Genomic DNA, 25,482 nt, shown 5'->3' on the forward strand with positions numbered 1-25,482 from the left:
ACCAGTTGGCGTTTGAAAAACCAAGCGTGCGGGTGGGGCGCAATCAGTGATTGGTGTGCAAACAGTGGACGGGCACGATATCACTGGTTTGACAGCTCACTGCAAACGCTCCTTCGATCATGATCATTGAGATCAGGCTGTGCCTCATCGATTGAGGACCCGCCCTACCCGTCAAACGTTTTTCGCGGTCATGTACTGGCTGAAATTGTTGATGTGGTCGTCAAGGTTATCCTCAAGCATCATCCGGTACTGCTCACAGAAATACTTCAACATCGCTTCGCGAGCCTGTGCCATTTCTTCGCCCGACTTGAAACTGCGCGCGCTCACCCAGGCGTTGAATCGAGTGGTGCCGAACATCATCGACGCGCTGACTTTGCCAAGGTTTTCGAACACTTTCAGCTGCTCGTTCGACAGGTTTATATGCGCATCGGCGCGATCGTAGAATGCATCATCGGTCGTATCGGTCATTGCTGATTACCTGTCTGTCAGTGTCGGGAAATTGCGTAATTGGAACACTTCCCGCTTTGGCTCGCTACGCCCCAAGAGTGCTGACAAGCACGTCAGTGGCCTGTATCACTGTGTGCTCCCCATCCAATATTCCACGCCCGGGCGCCAATCCATGAATACCTTCCAAGCCGCAAATGGCCATCTGATGATTGAATTAGGCGACTTGTCTGATGCCGACTGGAAGGCGCTGGAGCGCAAACTGGTGAATGTCTGGGGATTTCGGCGTGTCGGCGCAGTCGTGGCCGGCCTGGACCAGACAATCTTTCCACACTTCGAGCGCCCGGATCTGACGCTCGCTGCAGGTTGGGATATCTGGTTAGGGCATCATTTGCATTCTGAAAGCGCAGCAGGCGACGAATTTTTGCAACGAATGTGTAATGAGCTGAAGTTTTGAGGTGTCCACTTCGGCTCGATTCCGACCCTCACAGAGGAACATAATCGGTCGACCGCAGACACTCTGTTCAATCCGTATGACACTGACTGCCCAGGCCTTAAAGATCTTTGCGAAACATCACGATCTTGGGATGCGTATCAACATACTGACGTATTTCATTCGGCGTATTTAGCGCGGTGTGCCCATAGATTTCGTCGAGTACGACAAGCGTCTCTGAAATCTTGCGATTTCTGCAATACACCGGTATTTCTTTAGACTTTTCGAAGTGTTCCTGCTGCAGTAAAGCCACCAGCCATAAGGTCGGCCGCCACCAATCGTAGGCAAAATCACAGTGTTTGATGACCATCGACGACGATTTACGCTGTGCCAATAAGGCAAAAAAGTTAAGTACGTCGTCAAGCATCAGTCGATCAGCGCGGTCCGCTTGCTCTATCTGGGTATCATTGAGGTTCTGCTTCGACTCATCGAGCACGCGCAATACCGGAATGACGGAGGCTGGGAACGCCAACTGGTCAACGGCGAATAGCCGACTCGCCAGAAAGCGCGCATACGACTCATCTTTGACGCCGGCGAGCAGCGCACGAAATGCGCCGTTCTTGACCTTTTGAAACTCGGGAGTGGTGAACGTTTGAAATAAATCGAAGATGGAACGCTCTATTTCCTCACGCCTTGAATGTTTGGCTTCTTCAGCCTGGAAGAGCAACGTGATAATAACTCCGCCGAAAGCAAGCGCAGTAAACAGAACATTGAGCCCGTTATAAATCGATCCTACGGGCTCGCTAAAAACACCGTTAGGAAGTGCTTTCGATATCGGCCATACCAACGCCCAGACCGTGATGATAAAAACCATCACGGTAATGCCGATCAGTTTGTTTTTTGAAAACATAGCGCGACTCCTATCGCAAATGACGCCGGAAATCCCTTCCAAAAGGTGTTATCGAGGCAAGGTTGAGGTTCGCTGGAAGATACACAACTGATTGCAATGGGTCCACGAACGATCGACTGATACTGCAAACGTCGCCACTGGTTGACGCCCCCGTGACGATCCCGTCACTCACAAATACCACCGATACTCCCGCGCCCCAATCTCCTGCATAAACGCCAAATGATCCTGCCGTTTATTCTCGCAATACACATCCACAAACTCTGCGCCCAAGCCCTCACGCAATTGCGGTTGATGCTGCATCGCGCGCACGGCCTCGAACATCTCCTTTGGAAAATCAATCCCGCTGCTGCGGTCTTCATTCAGCGGCGCAATGGGTTCTTTGCCCGATTCCAGCCCATGCTCCAATCCCACCAGAATCGACGCCAGCACCAGATACGGATTGGCATCCGCGCCCGCCAAGCGATATTCAACCCGCAAGTTCTTCACGTCCGACTCGGGAATCCGCAAGCACGCATCACGATCCTCAAAGCCCCAACTGGCCTTGGTCGCGGTATTCACCGTGCCGCCCAAACGGCGCATCGAGTTCTGGTTTGGCGCGAAGATCGGCATGCTGTGCGGCAGCAATTCCAGGCACCCGGCCACCGCGTGGCGTAGCGGCTGCTGATCATTCGCCGCCAGCAGATTTTTGCCATCAGCGTCGTACAAACTGACATGCACATGCATGCCGCTGCCCGGATGCTGCAAGTACGGCTTGGCCATGAAACTGGCGCGATAACCATGCTTGAGCGCCACCCCGCGCGTGCTGCGGCAGAACAACGCGGCCCAATCCGCCGCACGCAAGCCATCGTCGAGATGGCCGAAGTTGATTTCAAACTGACCGGGGCCGAGTTCTGCGGTGATCACCGTGGCATCAATACCCTGCGCCCGGGTGGCTTCGACCATGTCATCCAGCACCGGTGCGAAGCGTGAGAGACGCTCGATGTGCAGGTTCGGTTGATCATCGGCATCGTCGGTCAGGTCGTCGCGGGGAAATTGCGGCAGACCGTCGCGCAGCTTTTTATCGAACAGATAGAACTCGAGCTCGAATGCCACCACCGGATGAATGCCTTTGCGCGCCAGACGCTTGAGCACCTGCGCGAGGACTTCACGGGGTTCGAATTCGATCGGTTTTTCGGTGCCGTCCGAAGTGATCAGCATCTGCCCCAGCGGCTGCGCTTCCCAGCTCACCGGTTTCAGTGTGCCCGGCACCAGACGGCGCACGGCATCCGGGTCGCCGTCGTTGAAGCAATAATCGCCAATCGGAAACAACCCACCCTGCACGCCCAGCAACACGCAGTTCTGCGGCAGTTTCAGCACGCTGCCGGCGGCGACTTTTTCGAGCATGTCGATTGGATAACGCTTGCCATAGAAGTGCCCGGGAATGTCCAGGCAAATCAGGTCAACATAACGCACCTCGGGGTAGCGTTGGCGAAAGGCACGCACTTCGGCGAGCAGGTCAGCGCAGACAGCGTCCATCGTGTTCATCCTTTGTTGTGATCAGGTGTAGACCCAGAGCACGCGGGTCAGCTGCTCGGTGAGGTTGCCGTAACGGCAGCGGGTGTGACTGTCGAACTGAAAGCTGTCGCCGGCCTTCAACGTCGTCGGTTCCTCTTCGTCGCCAAGCCACAGCGTTAATTCGCCTTCGAGGACATAACCGCCCTGCTCCGAGCTGTCGGTCAAATGGCGATCACCGCTGCTCGCGCCAGGCTCGAGATGGCTTTCGAGCATGGAGAACGAGGCGCGGATCTGCGGCGACACCAGAATGTCGGTGATGCCATTGGCGTAATACAACGTGCGGCGCTCGTCCGGGCGCGTCACCCACGGCAGCTCTTTTGGCTTGGGCAAACTGTAGAAATAGGTGGTCGGCACGCCAAAGGTTTCGCTGATTGCGGTCAGATCCGCTACGGTGGGCCGCGACAGACCGCGCTCGACCTGCGACAGGAAGCCGACCGACCGGCCGATCTTGTCGGCTAGTTCCTTCAGGGTCCACTTCTTGTGCTTGCGCAGGTCGTGGATGAGGATCGCCAGCGCGGCGATTTCTTCTTGCTTGTTCATGGTCAAAGTCTCATCAAATGCTGTCGCGCAGCCGATACCAGGCCTTGCCGATGGCCTCCAGTGGTGCTGCGAAATGCTTGCCACCGGGGAAGCTGCCATTGCTCAAGCCCTGATACAGCGCCAGTTCATCGGCATCGCCAAGAATCGCATCAGACACCGCGCGCGCGGCGGCCAGTGTCGGCAGGACGCCGTGGCCCGAGTAGCCTTGCAGCCAATAACGGTTGCCCTCGCCGCCAACGTCCGGCGTGCGCTTGATCGTCAAATCGATATGCCCGCCCCAGGCAAAATCGATGTCGACACCTTTGAGCTGCGGGAACACCCGCTCAAGAAATGGCCGCGTTGCCGCCGCAATGTCTTTGGGCATGCCGCCCAGATAGGTGCAACCGCCGCCGAACAACAAACGGTTATCCGGCGTGCGGCGGAAGTAATCGAGAACGAACTGGTTGTCGGTCACGCAGACATTGCGCGGCAACAGCGCAGTGGCCAACTCATGCGTGAGCGGAGCGGTCGCCACTTGGTACGTGCCCACCGGCAGAATGCAGCTGGACAGCTGCGGGTCGAGTTCATCGAGATAAGCGTTGCAGGCCAGCACCAGCACATCGGCGCGCACCGAACCGCGCTCGGTGTCGACCCGGAAACCGTCGCCCTGCTCCTGATAACTCAACGCTTTGCTCTGTTCGTGAATACGTCCGCCGGCACGCTCAATGGCGGCGGCGAGGCCCAGGGCCAGTTTCAATGGATTGAGGTGCGCGCCTTCAGGGTCGTAAAGCCCGGCCTGATAGCGATCAGTAGCCACCCATTCCGGCAGTTGTTCGCGTGGAATGAACTGCAAAACATCGTGGCCCCATTTGTGGCTGGCCTCGTGTTGCCATTCGCTGAGCAGGCTGACCCGGCGCGGCATCACCGAGGTCCACAAATGCCCGGGCCGATAGTCGCAATCGAAACCATGCCGGCCGGGCAATTCGCGCAACTCGGCGGCGGCCCAGCGCATGCCATCCCAAAGCCGTTTGGCCCGTTCATGACCGAGCGCTGCTTCCAGCGGCGGCATGTCACATGACCAACCGAGAATCGCCTGCCCGCCGTTACGCCCCGAGGCCGCCCACGCCACGCGACTGGCTTCCAGCACGATCACACGTTTACCCGCCAAAGCCAGGCGCAACGCGGTGTGCAGGCCACTGAAACCGCCGCCGATGATCACCACGTCGGCGTCATGTTGGCCTTCTAGCACAGCGCGGTTGCGCAGAATATCGGCGCAACTGTGGGCGTAATAGCTGTCGACGTGCTGGCTGGACTGCTGAAACATTCGCGACCTCGTGAAATTATCTTTTTATAATTTCATGAAAATCTACAGAATAAATTTCACACCAGCAACTATCCGTTACGCGGCAACTCGACCCGTGCCAGTAACCCGTGGCCGCCACGATTGCTCAACGTCAGTTCTCCGCCCTGCTCGCGCACAATCGCCCGCGCCGCCGAAAGCCCCAGACCAACTCCCCCAGTGTCGCGATTGCGCGAGGCTTCAAGGCGAAAGAATGGATCGAAAACCTGCGCAAGGGCTGCCTCGGGAATCCCCGGACCGTCGTCGCTGACCTCAATGCAGATTGAGTACTCATCGCACGTCAATGCAATGCCCGGATGCTGCGCGTACTTCAGCGCATTCTCCAGCAGATTGACGATTACCCGTTTGATCCCCAGCGGTCGACCTTCATAAACCAGATGCGCCGGACCATCGAAATCGACATTGATGTGCTGATCGCGGTAGTCATCGACGATGGTCTGCAGCAGCTCCGACAGATCAAATGCTGTGGTCTGCTCACGATGGGTGTCCTCGCGGAAAAACGCCAACGCAGCGTTGATCATCGATTGCATCTCCTCAACATCGCGAATCAGTTTGCCCTGATGATCGAGGTCTTCCATGAACTCGCTGCGCAAGCGCATGCGGGTCAGCGGCGCACGTAAATCATGGGAGATCGACGCCAGCATGTGCGTGCGCTCGGCGATGAAGTGCTGGATCTGCGCTTGCATGGTGTTGAAGGCGATGATTGCCTGGCGAATTTCGTGGGGGCCTTCGATCTTGATTGGCGGTGCGCGCAGATCGGTGCCGAAACGTTTTGCTGCGCTGGCGAAACGCTGCAAAGGGTTGGCCAGTTGGCGCGTCGCGACCCAGGCTACCAGCAACGTGGCAATCAGCCCCAGCGCAATGACGATGACGATACGCGCGCCAAATTCCAGGCCCCAACTGCGCTCCGGCGGAATAAATGACAACCAGCTGCCATCGACCAATTGCACGACGGCGGCGTAATGCGCCTGGGGACTGCCGTCTGGCCAGTCGCCTGGGCTGAACACCTCGATTTTTCGATCCTTGCCTAGCAGTTGCTGCAGCACCGGCACCCTGCTCGCTGGCAGGCGAAACCCGTCACTGGGCAAGTCGAAGTCCGCGCGTTGTGCTTGCCACGACACGTGCAACATGGCGCTGCTTGCGGCTGCGGCGAGTTGCGGGCGCAGGTTGGCCGGGGCCGCCTCGATCACCCGCGAGGTTGCGGCGATCTGCTCGAGCAGGCCGGTGCGTTCGATCGGTGGCCGCGCCCAGATGCCGGCGACTTGCACGAACAGCGCATTCAATGCCAATGAAGCAATCATCGCCGCCACGATGGTCAGGGCGATGTGCCGGCGCAGGGTGTCGGCGCGAAATAGCCGGCGGATCACGAGCGGCTGACCTTGGCGGTGAACAGATAACCGCCATTGCGCACCGTACGAATCAGATCCGGTCGCTTGCTGTCCGGCTCGATCTTGCGGCGCAGGCGGCTGACCTGCACATCGATGCTGCGGTCGAAGGCGTCATGGCCATGGCCGTGGGTCAGGTCGATCAACTGCTCGCGGGTGAGAATGCGCTGCGGATGATCGAGGAACACCACGAGCAAATCGAATTCGCCGCCGGACAGCGGAATCATCACGTTTTCCGGTGAACGCAGTTCGCGACAGGTGATGTCCAGATGCCAACCGGCGAAGGCGATCACCGGGCGCGCTGGCTCGACCGGACTGCGCTGTTCGCCGGCGCGACGCTGCAAGGCGCGTACCCGGGCGAGCAATTCCTGCGGGGCGAACGGTTTGGTCAGGTAATCGTCGGCGCCCAGCTCCAGGCCGACAATGCGATCACTCAACTCGGCCATGGCCGTGAGCATGATGATCGGAATACCCAGTTGCGCACGCACCTTCTGGCACAGGCTCAGGCCGCTTTCGCCGGGCATCATCAGATCAAGAATGATCGTGTCCGGACGGTTCTGCGCGATCGCCGCCCACATGGCCTCGCCGTGCGGCGCCACGTCGACTTCATAGGCGTGCTGCACAAAGAATTTCTTCAGCAGCGCGAGAATTTCCACGTCGTCGTCGACGAACAGCAGTCTGCTCACAGTTCCGGATCCATGCGGCGAAAAAACGCCAATCTAAAGCCATTTCGCCGCCCGGGTCATTTATTTCAATCGAGCAACATTTCTACGCCACAGACATCAACCGGACATTCTCTGGCAAAACCGCGCGGGCATTCTGCGGCCATTCCAATCCAGGGGGTTCGCATGAAGCTATTGAACGACAACCATTGCGCCGAGGGACGTAACAGCAATCGTCCCTTGATCCTCAGCCAGCGCACCGCCGCGCTTGGCCCCGATACACCCATTGTGTTTCAGGAGTCGTGTCTGAGCGTTTCCAGCGACCAAAGCCGGATCGTTCTGCGCCGCTACTTCGAGCAGTTCAGCCCGACCAATGCGCACTGGGTGGAATACGTCCACAGCATCGCTGCGGCCGACCTCATTCAATGGATCATGAGCCACGGCCAGTTGCACATCGAATGCTCGGACAGCATCGCCACGCAACAGCACAAGGAAACCCGTTGATGGCAAGTATTCGTTCGCTGTCGCTGACCCTTGCTGCCACCCTGAGCCTGTCCGCCTGCAGCAGTAACACGGTCGAACACAGCGGCTTTCTGCATGACTACAGCGTGTTGACCGAGCGTGTGTCGCCGTCCGGTCAGCCGGTGTTGGCGTGGGTCAGCCCGGCCCTCGCCCGGGGTCGGTACACTCAGGTGTATCTGGCGCCAAGCCAGTTTTACCCGAGCGCCGAGCCGACGCCGCGAATTCCTTTGAGCACACTGGCCGGGGTCACCGACTATTACGACGCGGCGCTGCGGCTGGAATTGAGCAAGGTGCTGCGGCTGGTCAATCAACCGGGGCCGAACACCCTGGTGGTGCGCCCCGCCATCACGCAAGTGGCGACCAGCACGCAGGGTTTGCGTTTTTATGAGTGGCTGCCGGTGACCCTCGTCGCTGCTGGTGTGAGCACGGCGACCGGCATCCGCGATCAGGACAGTGAAGTCGCCACCGAAGTGTCGTTCGAGGATGGTTCGACTGGCGAAGTGATTGCCGAAGTGGTGCGCAAAGGCACCGGCGTGCCGCTGGAAAACGACAAGCAAGTGCTGACTGCCGACGACGTCAAAGTGGTGCTGGATGGCTGGGCCAGCGACCTCGGTAAATCCTACGCAACCCTGCGCCGGTAACCGCATTCCCCTATAGGAGTTGCCGGAGGTTGCGATCTTGTTGGGACGCGGAGCGTCCCCGGCTGCATTCCCACGCAGAGCGTGGGAACGATCAAGATCGCAGCCCTCGGCAGCTCCTGCACAGGTGCGCAGGGAAAAAAAGCAGCGCGCAGTGAATTATTTCGTGTCTTCATGTATCTGAGCCAAAGAGTGCGCGCCATCAAATAGATGGCATCTACGCGGCACGATGGATCAGCAAAGAGAAGACCCGGATGAAATCACGCAAGAAAACCGTCAAGCCGATCGGCCTGAACGACATCACCATTGTCGACGATGCCAAGATGCGCAAGGCGATCACCGCCGCCGCACTGGGCAATGCCATGGAATGGTTCGACTTTGGTGTCTATGGCTTCGTCGCCTATGTGCTCGGCAAAGTGTTCTTCCCCGGCGCCGATCCCGGCACGCAGATGATCGCCGCACTGGCGACCTTCTCGGTGCCATTTTTGATCCGGCCGCTGGGCGGCTTGTTCTTCGGCGCGTTGGGCGACAAGTACGGGCGACAGAAAGTCCTTGCCGCGACCATCGTGATCATGTCGCTCAGCACCTTTGCCATCGGCCTGATCCCCTCCTATGCCTCGATCGGCATCTGGGCGCCGATTCTGCTGTTGCTGGCAAAAATGGCGCAGGGCTTTTCGGTGGGCGGTGAATACACTGGCGCATCGATCTTCGTCGCTGAATACGCGCCGGACCGCAAGCGTGGTTTCCTCGGCAGCTGGCTGGATTTCGGCTCGATTGCCGGTTTCGTCCTCGGTGCCGGTGTGGTGGTGCTGATCTCGACGACGCTGGGCGAAGCCAAGTTCGAGGAATGGGGCTGGCGTCTGCCGTTCTTCCTCGCCTTGCCGCTGGGCATGATCGGTCTCTACTTGCGTCACGCCCTGGAAGAAACCCCGGCCTTTCAGCAGCACGTCGAAAAGCTTGAGCAAGGCGATCGCGAAGGCCTCGCCGGCGGCCCGAAAGTCTCCTTCAAAGAGGTCGCGACCAAACACTGGCGCAGCCTGATGACCTGCATCGGCGTGGTGGCGGTGACCAACGTCACCTACTACATGCTGCTCACCTACATGCCGAGCTACCTGTCGCACAACCTGCACTACAGCGAAAACCGTGGCGTGCTGATCATCATCGCGATCATGGTCGGCATGTTGTTTGTGCAGCCGGCAATCGGCTTTATCAGCGACAAGATTGGCCGCAAACCTTTCATCGTCGTCGGCAGCATCGGTTTGTTCATTCTGGCGATTCCGGCGTTCATGCTGATCAACAGCGGTACGATCGGTTTGATCTTCGCCGGCCTGTTGATGCTGGCCGTGTTGCTGAACTTCTTTATCGGCGTCATGGCCTCGACCCTGCCGGCGATGTTCCCCACGCACATTCGCTACAGCGCATTGGCCGCTGCGTTCAACGTCTCGGTATTGATCGCCGGCCTGACCCCGACCGTGGTCGCCTGGCTGGTCGAAAGCACCAACGATCTGTACATGCCGGCGTATTACCTGATGGTCATCGCCGTGGTCGGCCTGATTACCGGCGTGACCATGAAGGAAACCGCCAACAAGCCCCTGCGGGGTGCCGCGCCGGCCGCGTCCGACCTTGAAGAAGCCAAGGAACTGCTGCAGGAACACCACGACAATATCGAGCAGAAAATCGAAGACATCGACGCCGAAATCGCTGCGCTGGAAGCCAAACGCAAAGAATTGGTGCAGCAACATCCGCGAATTAACTAAGCCACGTTATTCATTCAAATCGCCCGGTCAGCCAAATCGGCTGACTGCGGCATCGATGAACTGGCGAACTTTAGCCGTCTTCTGTCGATGCGCCGTGTACAGCAGATGCATATGTCTGCTCGGCGCCTCGAATCCCTCCAGCAACCGGACCAACTCCCCTCTGCGCAACGCCGGTTCTAGAAAATCGGCAGGCCCCAGCACAATCCCGAAACCATCGACCGCCGCTGACAACAACGCCTTGCTCTCGTTGACATGCAAGCGACTGCTGACCGGCACGCGCTCGACCTCGGCGCCATTGAAAAATGACCACTCATGGTCGGCAGGCCGGGACCAATAGGCATAGCCCAGGCACTCATGCTGTTGCAGATCGGCGGGCACTTGCGGCGTGCCGTGTTCGGCCAGATAGCGTGGCGCCGCGCAGACGATCAATCGATACGCAGCCAATGGCCTCGCGGTCAGACTGGCCGTCGCCAGCGGGCCGATCCGGAAAGCCACCTCAAAACCCTCCTCCACCAGATCTACGGCGCGGTCGGTCAAGTGCAAGTCGATTTCCACTTCCGGAAACTCGCGCAAGAACGCGGTCACGAACGGCATCAGACTGTAGGAGCCAAAGCTCACCGGCGCGCTGACCCTGAGCTTGCCGCGCGGTGTGTCGTTCATGACTTGCGCCAGTGAATCAGCGGCTTCAGCCTCACTGACGATGTGCTTGCAGCGCTCGTAATAGGCTTGGCCCAGCTCGGTCAGGCTTTGCCGGCGTGTGGTGCGGTTGAGCAACCGTGCGCCGAGCCGCTGCTCAAGGGCGGCCACATGCTTGGCGACCATTTGCGCTGACATGTCCAGGCGTTGCGCGGCGCTGGCATACGAGCCGGCTTCGGCGGCCAAAACGAAAGCCGCCATGCTGGTCAGCCGATCCATTCGAAACTCCTGTTAGCGAAAGTAAGTAACAGAGTGCGATTTATCTGCACCTGGTCAGGAATCATCATAGTGGCTCCCCACCTGACAGAGGAACACACCATGCGCATTGGAATCGTTGGCGCCGGCTTCATCGGGCGCGCCGTCGCGCAAATCGCCCTCGCCGCCGGGCACGAAGTAATGCTCAGCAATTCGCGCGGCCCGCAGACCATGAGCAGCGTGCTCGCCGGCATCACTGGCTGCCAGATCGGCACAGCCGAACAGGCCACACAGTTTGCCGACGTGGTGTTGCTGGCCATACCCTACGAACACATCCCGAGCCTGCCGCCAGCCTGGTTCGAGGGCAAAACCGTGCTTGATGCCAACAACTATTACCCGGATCGCGACGGCCACATCGCTGCGCTCGACACGTTCCAGAGCACCACCAGCCGATTGGTCGCCGAGCATTTGCGCGGTGCCACGGTGGTTAAGGTGTTCAACGCCATTCTCGCAGCGGACTTGCTTACGGATGGCCGCCCGCATGATTCCAGCGAGCGGCGCGCCCTGCCCATCGCAGCGGATGACGCGCAGGCCAAGGCGTTGGTCGCGGGTTTGCTGGATGACCTCGGTTTTGATGCGGTCGACGCCGGAGGCCTCGATGACAGCTGGCGATTCGAGCGGGCAAAACCGGCCTACTGCGCGCCGCTGGACAAGTCCGGATTGGAAAAAGCCTTGGCTGCCGCCGAGCGCGAGGTCGAATTGCCCTTGGGCAGTTGGCGCCGCTGATACCGCTCGCTCGTTCCGGCGCTCTGGCGTTACGGCAGGTGGACACAGATCAGCTAGCCTTGAATCCGATCGCACGTCATTCAAGGAGCCGTCATGTACAAGTTCATCAAGACCACCGTGATCGGCGGCCTGCTGTTCATCCTGCCGTTGGTGCTGATTGTCGTGCTGATCGAAAAAGCCATCCACCTGCTGCGCGGGCCGGTCGAAAAGCTGTTGCCGATGTTCAAGGGCTACGACGTCGCGGGCGTGACGCTGGTGAGTGTGGCGACGTTGTTGGGCCTGATCGTTTTGTGTTTTCTCGCCGGGTTGCTCGCGCGCACCTCGGCGGCGGCGCGGGCCATGGAAGCCACCGAGGACAAACTGCTGAGCAACCTGCCGGGTTATCAGTTGTTCAAGGACACCACCGCGCGGTTTGCCGGATTGGAAAACGAGGACGGTTCCAAGGTTGGGATCATTGCCGAGGGCGAAGGCTTTCGGCTGTGCCTGATCGTCGAGAGCGTGGATGACTGGCTGACGATTTTCATGCCCGACGGTGGACCGGCCGGCGGCACCGCGGGTGAAGTGCGGTTAGTGCCCGCCGCCCATGTCATCGTTACCGATCTGTCGTGGCTGACCCTGGCCACCGGGTTGCGACGCGGCGGCCGTGGCATGCTCGCGCAGATGCAACCCTGGGTGCCGAAAGCTTGATCAAGGCGCGTTGACCACCACATACGTGACATCGCTGCCCTGATACTGCGGCTGGTACCAGGTCGAGCCGCATTGCATGTAGGCGACGTTGTACTGAATCACCTGCACACAACTGCTGGGCATTTGCGCCGGGGTGAAAATCGAGCCGACCACCGCCGCCGTGACTGCGACAGTTGCCGTCACCGCCGCTGCGGTCGCGATCGGATGGTAGTTGTCGTCGTAGCCATAACGGCCATGACCGTCGACATCAATGTCGACATCGCGGTGATTGTTGATATTGACGTTGCGATGGCTGTTGTTGACATAGGTGCGGTTGCCGGCATTGACCCGATTGCCCGAGTTGACCCGATTACCGGCATTCACGTGATTGGCGCGTTGCGGCGCATTGATCCGCTGCGCCCGTTGCGCATTCGGCGCCGGCGCGCGGTTGACGTGGGCGCGGGCATGTCCCTGAGCGCGTTGCCCCCGGGCATCGGCTTCGGTGACATAACCGGCGGTCAGCAGCGTTGCGGTGACCAGCGACAACAACAGACTCCACGTCATCGACTTGTTCATGTCACTGCCCCCCCTGATCGCTGGCTTTCTTAAACGCAATCGCCACATCGCCCTTGCCCGGTTTGAAGGTGAACTGCGTATCCGGGATCGTCGGTTTGAGGTTCCACTGGTACACCGCGCTGTACTCGGGAAAGCTCTTCTCGTCGGTGGTGGTGATCACCAGTTTGCACGGCAAGGGTTTGTCGGAACGGGTCAGCCACAATTGCCAGTCGATACCTTCCTGGCGAAACGCCAAATGGTCGCAGAGCTGGCCCTTGATGACCGACGGCCCCACGTAGAGCGCAGCTTTCAAGGCATCGATCTGCGCCTGATCGCTGCCAAAGAGAAAAAGATCCTCCATCGGCACCTGCACCCCGTAGAAGTTCTCGACCTTGTGCAGGGTTTCCGCCACGGTGGCCGGTGCATCGACGGTGGTGTAGTACTTCAGGTACGGCGAGTACTGGGTGAGCTTCTTGCCGTTGTAAAAGAATTCGCGGGTGCGCACATCGCCTTCGCTTTTCGCATACAAACGATCGTGGCCTACCACCTTCAGGGTGTTCGCAGACTCGGTCTTGATCTTCTGCCCGGACTCCAGAACCGTGTCCCGCGAGACTTGGGCATCGACCTGGAATTTCGGCAGGCTGCGCAGGTAATTGCCCATGTCGATGAGCTTGTCGACCACTTGCGGGTTGATCAACGGCGTGTCGTCGCTGGCCTCGGCGGCCGGTGTGGCGGGCGGATCGTCGGCGCGGGCGGCCGGCGCGAGCAGCAACGTGAACATCAGGCAGACAATACTGGCTGGGGCTTTCATCGGTTGCGCTCCTGTCCCTGCGTTGGGCGTTGCGCCGCAAGGGCGACTGACTGACCAGCCTAGACCTCACTATTGCTGTGCGCCAATGTGCGCGGGAACACCGCGCATTGATGGCCATAGGCTGTTATCCCACCTTGTCGCAAGCCACTGAAGTTCGCTGGAAAACCGTAAGAAACGGCCTACGCTGAATTTGTCCGTCGCTTGGCGTCGGCGCTCAATGGAAGGATTCAGCAGGCAGTATGAGGGCCGGTCATGCAAGGTTCACGAGGTGGATTCGGCGGTGCGCATCTGCGTCCGCAGCGTCAGGCATTGGCTTTGGAGCCACGAATTCTGTTCGACGGCGCCGCCGCTTCAGCGACCGTGGAGCAACATCACACCGACCCCTCTGCGCCGCCCGCTGCGGTGGATGCGCAAGTTCCCCACGCCACACCCACCGAAGGCCGCGCCGCCACTGAGCAGCCATCAGCGGCACGCAGCCTGCTGGTCATCGACAGCCGCATTGAAAACCGCGAGCAACTGGTCGCGCAGTTGCCGGCCAATGTCACCGCGATCGTGGTGAATGTCGGCGAAGACGGTCTGGCGGCAATCTCGGCAGCGCTGGCGCAACTGGGCAAGGTCGACTCGATCCAGATCATGTCCCACGGCGCCTCCGGGCAATTCACCCTGGGCAACCGCACGGTCAGCTCGGACAACATCGACTCGCTGGGCAAGACCCTTGAACAATGGCGCAACAATCTGAGCCAAGGCGCAGACATTCAGTTGTACGGCTGCGATGTCGGCGCCGGTGCAGCCGGGCAAACCCTGGTCAGCGAGCTGGCGCGCTGGACCGGCGCCGATGTCGGCGCCTCCAGCAATGACACCGGCAGCAGCAAGGCCGGCGGCGACTGGGCCCTGGAAACCCGGGTCGGCGACCTCGACAAAAACATCGCCATCAGCAGCCTCGCCATGGCCCATTTCGATGGTTTGCTGGCTGATGCCGCGCCAACCGCCACGGTGGCCACCGGCGGCAGCGATGTGCTGCTCGGCGATCGTTTCACCTTCACCGTGAACTTCAGCAACACCTCGACCCAAGTCGGCTACGCGCCATTTATCAACCTAGCGATGCCGGTCACCGGCAAGGATGGCGACGACGGTGTCAATTTCATCTCGGCCACGTATCTGGGGCAAAACCTGATCAGCCACGTGGTGACGTTCGACGCAAGCGGCAACGCCACACATCCACTGGCCAAAGACGCCAACGGCAACTTCCTGATCATCAACGCCGCCACCTACGGCATGCGCGCCGGCGACAAACTGGTGGTCATTGAACTGCCGTTCGCCAGCGTCACCAACCAGCAACCGGTGATCGGCGTGCAAATCACCGCCAGCCTGAGCAACCTGGCCGACACGGCGTTTTCCAACGGCTCGCCCGACCTGACCATTCGCGCCAGTGGCGGCTTCGAATTCGGCAACGACGCGCTGGACAACCCGACCAATGACCCGAGCCTGATTCAGGCCGGCACCGCTGCCTTCGTCGTACACCCGACGGTGATCACCGTCAGCGAAACCATCAACACCCCGGAAGGCGAAACCGCCACCGGCCCCAACTACGTGCGCACGCTGACCCTGTCGGCGACACCGGCACCGGGGCAGACGCTGACCAACGTCGTCGTCACCCAACCGCTACCAGACAATATTCAAGTCAATTCAATCACCCCCGGCGCCGGCGGCCGGCTGACCTCGATCACCCTGCACGACGGCACGGTGGTGACCAATCCTGCGCAAATCGCCGTGCTGATCGCGGCCAATGACGTCTACATCAACTCGTTCACCGTCGCCTACGATAGCCTTTCCGGCAAGACCGACACCGTGGTTGCGTTCTACGTGCCGGAAGTCGATGCCAACGGCCAACCGGTGATCAATCCGGTCACCGGCGATGCCGTCACCGTGACCCTTGGCCCGCCGACAGCTTCGGGGCAATGGGTGCCACTCGACCCGCGTGACCTGACCGCACCGAACACCACCATTGATTTCAGCGGCACCGGCCAGGGCACGCAATTCATCGCCAAGTCGATCACGCTGCTGAAAACCGCGACGATGCAGAACGACATCGGCCATAGCGGCATCAGCCCCGGCGACACCTTGCAGTACAGCCTGAACCTGGCGATTTCCGACTACTTCGCCTTCGGCAAGGACTTCTTCAACGAAGGCCAACTGGTCATCCGCGATCAACTCAGCGACGGCCAGACCCTCAGCGGCACGCCGACTCTCACGGTGACCCTCAACGGCGTCGCGCAGACCATCACCCTGGTCACCAGCGTGGTGAACAACGCCGATGGCAGCACCTCAATGGTGTTTGACATTGCCCAGTCGCTGCGCACTGCGTTCAACAATATCCGCGGTTGGCTTAACGGTGATCTGGCTTTCGACGACACGTTGCAGGGCGCCGTGGTTGCGGTGCTGAGCTATTCGGCCATCGTCGGCCAGACTTACAAGCCGCCTTCAGGCAATCCGCATCCGGACATCAACGAAGGTGACGAACTGGGCAACACCGCCACCGTAGACGGCACGCTGCTGGTCGATCGCTTCAACCTGACGGGCGAGAGCGAAACCGACGGTTCCACCACCACCAGCGTCATCCCGACCAGCAATGTCGACATCAGTCTGGTCGAGGTCAATAACGGCGCCCCGCCCGGCAATGGCGAGTTGCGCCCTGGCGATGAAGTGACCTTCGAGCTGAGCTACGACCTGATCACCGGTGATTACGAGCAATTCAAACTCACTGCCTACCTGCCGCTGCCGTTGTTCAACGTCAGCGGGATTACCTGGGGCTCGGGCAGTGACATTGGCCAGTGGGAGCTTGGTCCGGGCAATACCAACGCCGGTGGCGTGGTCAGTGTGACCAGCGCCAACGGCAACTCGGTGGTATTCGATTTCGGCAGCTTTGCCACCAACACCACCACCGGCAGCCGCATCGTCATTCGCTTCACGGTCCGGGTCGGCGACCAACCGTTTGCCGACCAACGCTCGCTCGACGTCCTCGCACAATCGAGCCAACAGACCACCCTCACCGACCGCACGCTGATTTCCTCCGACGTTGTCGCGATCGTTTCCGTCGCCGAGCCGGTGCTCAACATCAAGCACGGCGTGGTCTCCGGCTCCAATGGCACGGTGACCGGTACCAGTGGCAGCTGGAATCCGCCGGGCAGTACGGGCAAGCCGTTCAATGGCAGCGTCACCGATCTATCGGCGGTGGACGGCAACATCAGCAACATCGACGGCGCCGACCGTTTACGCTTGGTCACAGCGATTGAAAACAGCGGTGGCGGTGGCGCGTTTGACGTCAGCACCAGCATCACCCTGCCCTCCGGCTTGAGTTTTGTCGGCGGCAGTCTGGCGGCGGCCAATCTGCAGATTTATCGCGGTGACGGCACCTTGCTGGTGCTCGGCACGGACTACAGCGTCAGCGGCAACCAGATCACCTTCCTCGACGCCGGCGGCCAGGCCAGTTTGCTGGCCGGGCGCAGCGGCACGGCGGCCGATACCAGCGGCGCTAATGTCGTGGTGATCAGCTATGACGTCGTGGTCAGTGCGACCATCGAGGCCAGTCGCAGCCTGCAATCCACCGCGACCCTGAGCAACTACGCCAGCGTCAATGGCGGCAGCGACTTCACCCCGACCGACCTCACCGATCTGGCCAGCCAGCAGATTGCCGCGCCGGTGATCAGCAAAGTCTTTGCCGACGGCACACTGGACAATGGCGACTCCAGCGCCGGCCACACCACAGGCAGCGATCTGGTGGTCGGCGAAAGCATGCGTTACGACATCGTCATCACTCTGCCGGAAGGCACCACGCAAAACCTGCGCATCGAAGACCTGATTCCACCGGGCATGCGTCTGGACACCAGTTTCAACGGCGGCCTCGGCTATCAAATCATCACAACCCGCGCCGGCAGTGGCGCGCTCGGCGCCGATTTCGCCGGCAGCGTGCTGGTCAGCGGTTTTGCCGGGATTGGCGGGGCGTTGGGCGGCGACGGTGTCGATGGGCGCTGGACCTTCAGCGTTTCCAGCGTGTCGGCGGACAACCAGACCGGCAACAACACCTTCGTGATACGTCTGCAACTGGTGGCCAACAACGTGATTGCCAACCAGGCCAACGTTTCGCTGCAAAACAATGCGCAGTTGGTTTACAACGACCCGGATGGCGACACGCCGAACGGTGCGGTCGCGCAGGATCGCAACGTTGCCCTGAGCGGCGGCCAGCCGACGGTAACCGTGCGCGAGCCGACCCTGCAGATCAATCAAGTGATCACCTCCACCTCAGGCCTGGGCGGTTATGACCAGGGCGACACGGTGACCTTCAATATCACCATCACTAACGGCAATGGCAGCACCGACTTCAGCGCGTTCGACATCAGCATTCTCGACACCCTGCCCACCCAGCTCAGCAACGTCACGCTGGTGGGTGTGTTGTATCAGAACGGTGCGACCAACAACGGTGGGGTTGCCTTCGAAATCGTCGGCGGCCAGTTGCGTACCGCCAGCGGCGCCAATATCGATATCGCCAAGGGCGGCAGCATCGTTTTGCAACTGCGCGGCATCGTCAACGCCAGCGCCGCTGCTCTGTCGAATATCGCCAACGTTGCCAGCGTGCAATGGACCAGCCTCGACGGCGGCAATGCCGGCGAACGAACCGGTGTCGACGGCACGCTCAATGGCGGCACCCTCAACGATTACCGCAACCTGTCGACTTTGCTGATTCCTGTGGCTCAGGCCATCGAAATCTCCCGTGTCGGTGGTCTGCCGGACACGGCAGCGCCGAACCCGACCACCGCCACCGTCGAACAAGTCACCGTCGGCGAAGTGATTCGCTACCGCGTGGTGGTGCTGGTGCCCGAGGGCAACAACCCCAACTATCAAGTGCAGATCACCCTGGCCAACGGCTTGCAGTTCATTTCCCCGGATGCGCTGGTCAATGCCCTGCGCATCGCCTTCATTTCCAATGGCGGGCTGAGCAGCGATGCCAACCTGATCGTTGGCGGCACGCTCAATATCAACGGCAACGAAAACAGCCCTGAAGCCCTGCCGATCACCTCGGACCTTTCGGGTCTGGCGCCGCAAGGCATCTTCGATCCGAGCCGGCTGACCGTCATCACCAACCCCGATGGCAGCCAAGTGGTGACGTTCAATCTCGGCAACGTGGTCAACGGCAATGGTGATGACGACGATCTGGAAGGCATCTCGATCGAGTTCAACGTGCGCGTGACCAACATCGCCGCCAACACTGCCGGCGCGCAACTGGCGGTGACCGCGAAGGAAATCGTCAACGGTGCCGGGCGTGCGGTCAGTGACACTGTGTTCGAACGGGTGGTTGAACCGAGCTTCAGCGGCCTCGACAAGCAGATCATCAATTTCAACCCGAACCCGAGCGGTGCCGTTGGCAACGCCACGGTGCAACTGAGTTTTACCCAGAACGGCGGCCTGCCGGCGTTCGATGCGCGCGTCAGCGACGGCTTTGCCGGCGGCAGCAATTACACCCTGCTCAGCGTCAGCATCAACGGCGTGAGTTACGGCCCGGGCAACCTGCCGGCGGGAATCAGCTTCAGCACCAGCGGCGGTTTGAGCGTCAATTTCGATCAACTGGATGTCGGCGCGCAGATCCAGGTGCGCTACTCGGTCGACCTGCCGAACTCGACGATCGTCGCCAGCAGCAACGCGACACTGACCTGGAGCAGCCTGCCCGAAGACTTCACCAGTTGGGGCGGCAACAGCGTCGGGGTCGATGGCAGCACCACGGGCGAGCGCACCGGCAGCACGGTCGGCCCGAACCAGTACATCTTGCGCGACACCGCCGGGCTCGGCGTGATCACCGGCACCTTGTGGAACGACACCGCCAGCCCGAACGCCAGTGCCACACCCGACGGAGCCGGATTGGCCGGGCAAACCGTGACCCTGACCTGGGCCGGCGCCGACGGCCGCCTCGATACCACCGCCGACAATCTGCAATTCACTACCACCACTGATGCCAACGGCCAATACCGTTTCGGCGTGTTGCCACTGGGTGTGTTCCGCATCGATGTGCCGGCGGGACGGATCAGTTATCCGCAACCGATCGGAGATTTGCGCGTACGGGTCGACAGCGATGCCGGCACCCTCGGCCAGATCACCATTACCCTGGGCGATGCCGACACACAAAGCGCCAATGCCGGTTATGTCGAACAGAACGACGCCCCGGTCAACACCCTCCCCGGCACGCAAAATGGTCAGGAAGATGTGGTGCTCAATATCGGCGGCATCAGTGTCGCCGATGTCGATGCCGGCCGTGATCCGAACATCAACGACCGGGCGATCAGCGTCATTCTTACGGTCACTCACGGCACGCTGTTCCTTGGCGCAAGCGTGCCCGGGGTGACGGTCAGCGGTGCCAACACCGCGAACCTGACCCTGACCGGCAACCTCGCCGACATCAATACCGCGCTGGCCAGCCTGCGCTATCTGGGCAATGCCAACTTCAATGGCACCGACACGCTCACTGTGCTCAGCAATGACCGTGGCAACTACGGCGATGCCGACGGCGACGGTATTCCCGGCACCGCCAGCGATGCGCTGACCGACACTGACACCCTGCAAATCATCCTCGCCGCCGTCAACGACAACCCGGTCGGCGTCAACGACAGTGCCACGGCCCTGGAGGCTGGCGGCACCAACAACGCCTCGGCCGGTATCGATCCGCGCGGCAACGTGCTGAGCAACGACACTGACGTCGACATCGCCACCAACGCCGATCAACTGCACGTGGTCTCGGTCGGCCCGGGTGCCGGCATTCAGACGCCGGTGCTCGGCGTGACGGTCATCAATGGTCTGTACGGTCAATTGGTGATTGGCAGCAACGGTTCCTATCAATATGTCGTCGATAACAACAACGCTGCCGTGCAGGCGCTGCGCCTGTCAGGCCAGACCCTGCGCGATGACTTCAATTACGTGCTCGCCGACCTCGCCGGCGCGACCTCGACCGCCACATTGAGCGTGACCATTCAGGGCGCCAACGACACGCCGCAAGGTATCGACGACGACGGCGTGGCCATCGAGGCCGGCGGTGTCAACAACGGCACACCGGGCAGTGACGCTACCGGCAATGTGCTGACCAATGATCAGGATGTCGACAGCACCATCAACGGCGAAACCCGCACCGTCACCGGCATTCGTCCGGTGGCCGAAGCCGGCACCGGAAACTTCACCGCTGTCAGCGGCGCCACGGCGATTGCCGGGCTCTACGGCACCTTGACCATCAATCCCGACGGCACTTACAGCTACGTGGTCAACAACAGCAATGCCACGGTTCAGCGGTTGAGCGCCGGGCAACAACTGGTCGAATTCTTCAGCTATCGGCTGACCGATACCGGCGGGCTCGATGATGTCGCGCAACTGCGCATCGTCATTCAAGGCGCCAACGACAACCCGGTGGCCAGCGATGACGCGGCGTCGGCACAAGCCGCGTCGAGCAATGGCGCAGCCTCGGAAAGCAATCCGAGCGGCAACGTGATTCAGTTCCCCAGCCGCCCCGGGCCGATCAATCAACCCGGCGGCAACGGCGTCGATCAGGACGTCGATGCCAATGACCAGCCGAGCAGCCAGTTGCTGGTCAACGGCGTGATCAACAAAAGCGAAGCCACCTACAACCCGGCCGTCGACGTGCTCAGCGGCGTTGCCACCGGCACCACCTCCGCCAATGGCACCGTGGTGGCTGGTCTCTACGGCACCTTGCGCATCGGTGCCGATGGCTCTTTTTTCTACGACGTCGACAGCACCAATGCGGCGGTCCAGGCCTTGGCGCCAGGGCAGACATTGACCGAGTTCTTCACCTACCGCGTGACCGACACCACCGGCCTCACCGATACCGCGCAACTGGTGATTACCGTGCACGGCGTCAACGATCCGCCCGTGGCGCAAAACGTCGTTGCGGTGGCCACTGAAGCCGGCGGGATCAACAACCTGACGCCGGGCGTCAACCCCTCGGGCGACGTCACGGCCAACGACACCGATCCCGATGGCGACCCGCTGACGGTGACGCTGATCAAGTCCGGCGCGAGCGGCGATCCGGGCACGCCGATCGCGGTGAATCTCGGCGGCACGGTGATTGCCGGGCTGTACGGCACACTGACGATTTTCCCCGACGGCAGCTACGTCTATGAAGTCGACAACAGCAACCCTGACGTTCAGGCGCTGCGGCGCAGCGCGGATCTGCTTTTGGAACGCTTCACCTACACCGTCAGCGATGGCGTCGGCGCGACTCCGCAAACCGACACGGCCGAAATCATCGTGCTGATTCGCGGGCAGAACGACAACCCGTTGGCCAGTGACGACTCAGGCGTGGCGATTGAGGCCGGTGGCTTGAACAACAGCCAGCCCGGTCAGGACCCGACAGGCAACGTGCTGGACAACGACAGCGATGTCGACGGCGGTGAAGTCCCTGGCGACCTGCCGGGCTACGACTATGGCGAAACCCGCGCGGTGGCTTCGGTGCGCACTGGCAGCGAAGCCGGAACCGGCACGGCCGGGACCCTCGGCACCGAGTTGCGCGGCACTTATGGCTGGTTGACTCTAAACGCCGACGGCAGCTACAGCTATCGACTCGACAACAGCATGGCGGCGGTGCAAGCCTTGCGCGCTGGCAACACACTGCTCGACGCCTTCAGCTATGAAGTGATCGACGCGGCCGGTGCCACCGATCGCGCTACGCTGAACATCAGCATTCAAGGACGCAACGACACACCGGTCGCGCAAAACGACAGCAACACCGCTGTCGAAGCCGGAGGCCAGAACAACGCCACGCCGGGCATTAATCCGAGCGGCAACGTGCTGAGCAACGACGCGGATGTCGATGGCAACGGCGAGGTACTCAGCGTGATCGGTGTCAATCAGGGCTCATCGGTGGGTCTGATCGGCAGCGCTTTCAATGGCAACTATGGTCGGCTGACCCTGAACGCCGACGGCAGCTACAGCTATCTGGTCGACAATCTCAATCCGCAGGTCCAGGCACTGCGCAGCAACGCCGACACCCTGACGGAAACCTTCACCTACCAGATCCGCGACCTCGCCGGTGCCACCAGCAGCGCCACCCTGACCATCACGATTCGCGGGGCCAACGACAACCCGATCGCCAGCGATGACATTGCCGTCGCGGTTGAAGCCGGCGGCACGTTCAACGGCACTGCGGGGGTCAATCCGAGCGGCAATGTGCTGACCAACGACAATGACGTCGATGCCAATGACGTCAAGCTTGTTACCGGGATCCGCACGGGCAGCGAAGCGGCTGGCGGCACCTTTACCAACGTTGGTCTCACACAGACCTTCAATGGTTTGTACGGCACCTTGACGATCAATGCCAACGGCACTTACAGCTACGTAATCAACAACAATCTCGCGGCCGTGCAGGCGTTGAAAGTCGGCGATTCGCTGGTGGAAACGTTCACCTACCGCCTGCGTGATATCGCCGGGGCCAACGACACCGCGCAACTGAGCATCCGCATCGACGGTGCCTGGGATGCGCCGGTCGCGGCCAATGACACCGCGCTCGCCGTGGCCGATAACGGCAAGGGCAACGGCGTCAACCCGAGCGGTAACGTGCTGCCCAATGACACCGACGTCGACCAGGGTGACAGCAAGAGCGTCACCGGTATCCGGTTCGGCACTGAAGATGCTGGCGGCAGTCTGGCCGGGGTCACCGCAGGTACCGACAACAGCAATGGCACGCTGATCAACGGCCTCTATGGCCAACTGATCATCGGCGCCGATGGCAGCTATACCTATAACCTCGACTCGAGCAATGCGGCGGTGCTGGCGTTGGGGCCGCTGCAATTTCTCAACGAGCGCTTCACCTATCAAGTCAGCGACCGTGGCGGGCAAAACGATCTGGCGGAAATCCACATCATCATTCGTGGCCGCAACATCGCGCCGGTGGCCAATGCCGACACGGCCACCGCCGTCGAGGCCGGGGGCAGCAACAACAATCAACCGGGGTTCAACCCCGGCGGCAACGTCCTCGCCAACGACACCGATGCCGAAAGCGATCCGTTGTCGGTGATCGGCATTCATACCGGCACCGTCAACGCTATCGGCACGGTCGGCAGCGTCGGCACGTCATTGCGCGGGTTGTACGGTGACTTGCTGATCAACGCCGACGGCAGCTACACCTACACCGTCGACAACAATCTCGCTGCCGTACAAGCCTTGCGCCAAAGCGGCCAGACGCTCAACGAAGTGTTCACCTACACCATCGTCGACCGTTGGGGTGATACCAGTACCGCCGAGTTGCGCATCACCGTCGATGGCCGCAACGACACGCCGGTCGCCGCCGATGACAGCGCCACGGCGATCGAGGCTGGCGGCGTCAACAACGGCACGCCGGGCAGCAATGCCACGGGCAACGTGCTGGACAACGACAGCGACGTCGACAGCGTCGCCAATGGCGAAAGCAAGCAGGTGCAAAGCGTCAGCAATCAGGCTGGCCAGTCCGCCGGCGCCGGACAAGTGTTGATCGGCCTCTACGGGCAACTGACGCTGAATGCCGATGGCAGCTACACCTACGTCATCGACAACAACAATCCCGTGGTCCAGGCCCTGCGCACGGCGGGCGAAACCCTCAGCGAAACCTTTACCTATCGCATGGTGGACACGGCCGGGGCGACGTCGGACGCACGTCTGACCGTGGTGATTCAGGGCGCTAACGACGCGCCGGTCGCGCAAAACGACAGCGGGTTTGCCAGCGACCAGTCCCCTGCCCCGCAAACCACCGGCAACGTATTGCCCAACGATGGCGACGTCGATGCCAATGACGGCCTCGTCGTGGTCGGCATTCGCACCGGTGCCGAAGCCGATGGCGGCACGGCCGGGGTGATCGGCCAGCCAATCATCGGCCTCTACGGCACCCTGGTGTTGAACGCCGACGGCAGCTACACCTACACCATCGACCAGAACAACCCCGCCGTCCTCGCTGCCGCCGGTCTCGGGCAGATTCTGCGCGACGTGTTCACCTACACCATCAACGACCGTGCCGGCGCCAGCGATCAGGCCGAACTGGTGATCACCCTCGACATCGCCACGCCGTTCATACCGGCACCGGGTGGCAACAACTTCGAGCGTGACCCGAACACCGTCAACCGCAACTTCCTCATCCCCGATCCGCAACCGGCGGTCTTCGTCACGCCAGTGGTCGAGCGTGTGGCGGAAATCTCCGAGCTGTCGGCCTGGGGCGTCGATGGCAGCAACCTGCGCCTGGCGGCAGTCGGTGAGTTCAGCAGTGATTCGCTCGGCAATGGTCTGGGCCTGGTGCCGGGGCAATTCGTCCAGCAAGCGGTGCGCACCAGCCGCCTCGAAAGCGAACTGGACCTGCTGTGGATTCAGGGGCGTCAGGGCCGTACCGGGCTGAGTGCCGATGGCTTGTTGAGCGATCCATCGCTGTTCACCTTGAACCCGGCCGACCTGACGCACAGCCCGGCACACGCTGAAAAACAACAGGAAAAACCACGGGGCAAGGGCTTCAGCGCGCAATTGCGTGATGCAGCGCAGCGGCGCACGCCACGGTAAAGCTGCCGACCTGACGAAAAATTC

Annotated in this window: 17 protein-coding genes; 7 read left to right on the plus strand and 10 right to left on the minus strand. The window is 60.9% G+C overall.

Features of this window, described 5'->3' with window-relative positions; genetic code table 11:
- Window positions 1–171 precede the first annotated feature (171 nt).
- Window positions 172–468, minus strand: coding sequence for a DUF3144 domain-containing protein (locus tag ACZZ0G_RS27420; RefSeq protein ID WP_007913288.1), 297 nt, complete (start codon window positions 466–468; stop codon window positions 172–174).
- 151 nt (window positions 469–619) lie between these two features.
- On the opposite strand from ACZZ0G_RS27420, the gene ACZZ0G_RS27425 reads away from it, so the two are divergent.
- Entirely contained in the window at window positions 620–901 is a 282-nt protein-coding gene (locus ACZZ0G_RS27425) for a hypothetical protein (RefSeq protein ID WP_463558335.1), read from the plus strand.
- Window positions 902–998: 97 nt separating this feature from the next.
- Here ACZZ0G_RS27425 and ACZZ0G_RS27430 read toward each other — a convergent pair whose 3' ends face one another.
- The 6 genes from ACZZ0G_RS27430 to ACZZ0G_RS27455 all read right to left on the minus strand — a co-directional run bounded on the left by ACZZ0G_RS27430 (window position 999) and on the right by ACZZ0G_RS27455 (window position 7,291).
- Entirely contained in the window at window positions 999–1,787 is a 789-nt protein-coding gene (locus ACZZ0G_RS27430) for a hypothetical protein (RefSeq protein WP_099759193.1), read from the minus strand.
- Between the two features lie 168 nt (window positions 1,788–1,955).
- Window positions 1,956–3,302 (minus strand): glutamine synthetase family protein, encoded by a 1,347-nt coding sequence (locus ACZZ0G_RS27435; protein ID WP_463558336.1) that lies wholly within the window; start codon window positions 3,300–3,302, stop codon window positions 1,956–1,958.
- 21 nt (window positions 3,303–3,323) lie between these two features.
- Window positions 3,324–3,881: a helix-turn-helix domain-containing protein gene (locus tag ACZZ0G_RS27440; RefSeq protein ID WP_463558337.1), complete on the minus strand. Its 558-nt coding sequence runs from the start codon at window positions 3,879–3,881 to the stop codon at window positions 3,324–3,326.
- Window positions 3,882–3,894: 13 nt separating this feature from the next.
- A complete protein-coding gene (locus tag ACZZ0G_RS27445; protein ID WP_463558338.1) occupies window positions 3,895–5,184 on the minus strand; it encodes an NAD(P)/FAD-dependent oxidoreductase in 1,290 nt (429 codons plus the stop codon).
- Between the two features lie 68 nt (window positions 5,185–5,252).
- Window positions 5,253–6,587: an ATP-binding protein gene (locus ACZZ0G_RS27450; protein ID WP_463558339.1), complete on the minus strand. Its 1,335-nt coding sequence runs from the start codon at window positions 6,585–6,587 to the stop codon at window positions 5,253–5,255.
- Window positions 6,584–7,291 carry a response regulator gene (locus ACZZ0G_RS27455; protein WP_463558340.1) on the minus strand — a complete coding sequence of 236 codons (708 nt, stop codon included), beginning with the start codon at window positions 7,289–7,291 and terminating at the stop codon, window positions 6,584–6,586. Before ACZZ0G_RS27455 ends, ACZZ0G_RS27450 begins: the two co-directional genes overlap by 4 nt.
- 162 nt (window positions 7,292–7,453) lie before the next feature.
- Between ACZZ0G_RS27455 and ACZZ0G_RS27460 the strand changes: the two genes are divergently transcribed.
- The 3 genes from ACZZ0G_RS27460 (at window position 7,454) to proP (ending at window position 10,184) form a co-directional block, all read left to right on the plus strand.
- The gene (locus ACZZ0G_RS27460) at window positions 7,454–7,771 is read left to right on the plus strand and encodes a hypothetical protein (protein WP_463558341.1); all 318 of its coding nucleotides are present in this window, start codon (window positions 7,454–7,456) and stop codon (window positions 7,769–7,771) included.
- Window positions 7,771–8,430, plus strand: a complete 660-nt coding sequence (locus ACZZ0G_RS27465) for a DUF3313 domain-containing protein (RefSeq protein ID WP_463558342.1) — start codon at window positions 7,771–7,773, stop codon at window positions 8,428–8,430. Before ACZZ0G_RS27460 ends, ACZZ0G_RS27465 begins: the two co-directional genes overlap by 1 nt.
- A gap of 251 nt (window positions 8,431–8,681) precedes the next feature.
- On the plus strand, window positions 8,682–10,184 hold the full coding sequence (proP, locus tag ACZZ0G_RS27470; RefSeq protein WP_463558343.1) for a glycine betaine/L-proline transporter ProP: 1,503 nt from the start codon (window positions 8,682–8,684) through the stop codon (window positions 10,182–10,184).
- Window positions 10,185–10,211: 27 nt separating this feature from the next.
- Here the strand turns inward: proP and ACZZ0G_RS27475 are convergent, their stop codons facing one another.
- Entirely contained in the window at window positions 10,212–11,099 is an 888-nt protein-coding gene (locus ACZZ0G_RS27475; protein WP_463558344.1) for a LysR family transcriptional regulator, read from the minus strand.
- 99 nt (window positions 11,100–11,198) lie between these two features.
- Between ACZZ0G_RS27475 and ACZZ0G_RS27480 the strand changes: the two genes are divergently transcribed.
- Together ACZZ0G_RS27480 and ACZZ0G_RS27485 are read left to right on the plus strand one after the other, a co-directional pair.
- Window positions 11,199–11,861, plus strand: coding sequence for an NADPH-dependent F420 reductase (locus tag ACZZ0G_RS27480; RefSeq protein ID WP_463558345.1), 663 nt, complete (start codon window positions 11,199–11,201; stop codon window positions 11,859–11,861).
- 93 nt (window positions 11,862–11,954) lie between these two features.
- Entirely contained in the window at window positions 11,955–12,548 is a 594-nt protein-coding gene (locus ACZZ0G_RS27485) for a DUF502 domain-containing protein (protein WP_463558346.1), read from the plus strand.
- Here the strand turns inward: ACZZ0G_RS27485 and ACZZ0G_RS27490 are convergent, their stop codons facing one another.
- Window positions 12,549–13,103, minus strand: a complete 555-nt coding sequence (locus tag ACZZ0G_RS27490) for a hypothetical protein (protein WP_463558347.1) — start codon at window positions 13,101–13,103, stop codon at window positions 12,549–12,551. It abuts the gene before it with no gap.
- Window position 13,104: 1 nt separating this feature from the next.
- Window positions 13,105–13,893 carry a DUF2092 domain-containing protein gene (locus ACZZ0G_RS27495; protein ID WP_463558348.1) on the minus strand — a complete coding sequence of 263 codons (789 nt, stop codon included), beginning with the start codon at window positions 13,891–13,893 and terminating at the stop codon, window positions 13,105–13,107.
- Between the two features lie 252 nt (window positions 13,894–14,145).
- Here ACZZ0G_RS27495 and ACZZ0G_RS27500 point away from each other — a divergent pair, with 252 nt between their 5' ends.
- Window positions 14,146–25,458 carry a VCBS domain-containing protein gene (locus tag ACZZ0G_RS27500; protein ID WP_463558349.1) on the plus strand — a complete coding sequence of 3,771 codons (11,313 nt, stop codon included), beginning with the start codon at window positions 14,146–14,148 and terminating at the stop codon, window positions 25,456–25,458.
- Window positions 25,459–25,482 lie beyond the last annotated feature (24 nt).

Source organism: Pseudomonas sp. AC169 (assembly GCF_979258515.1).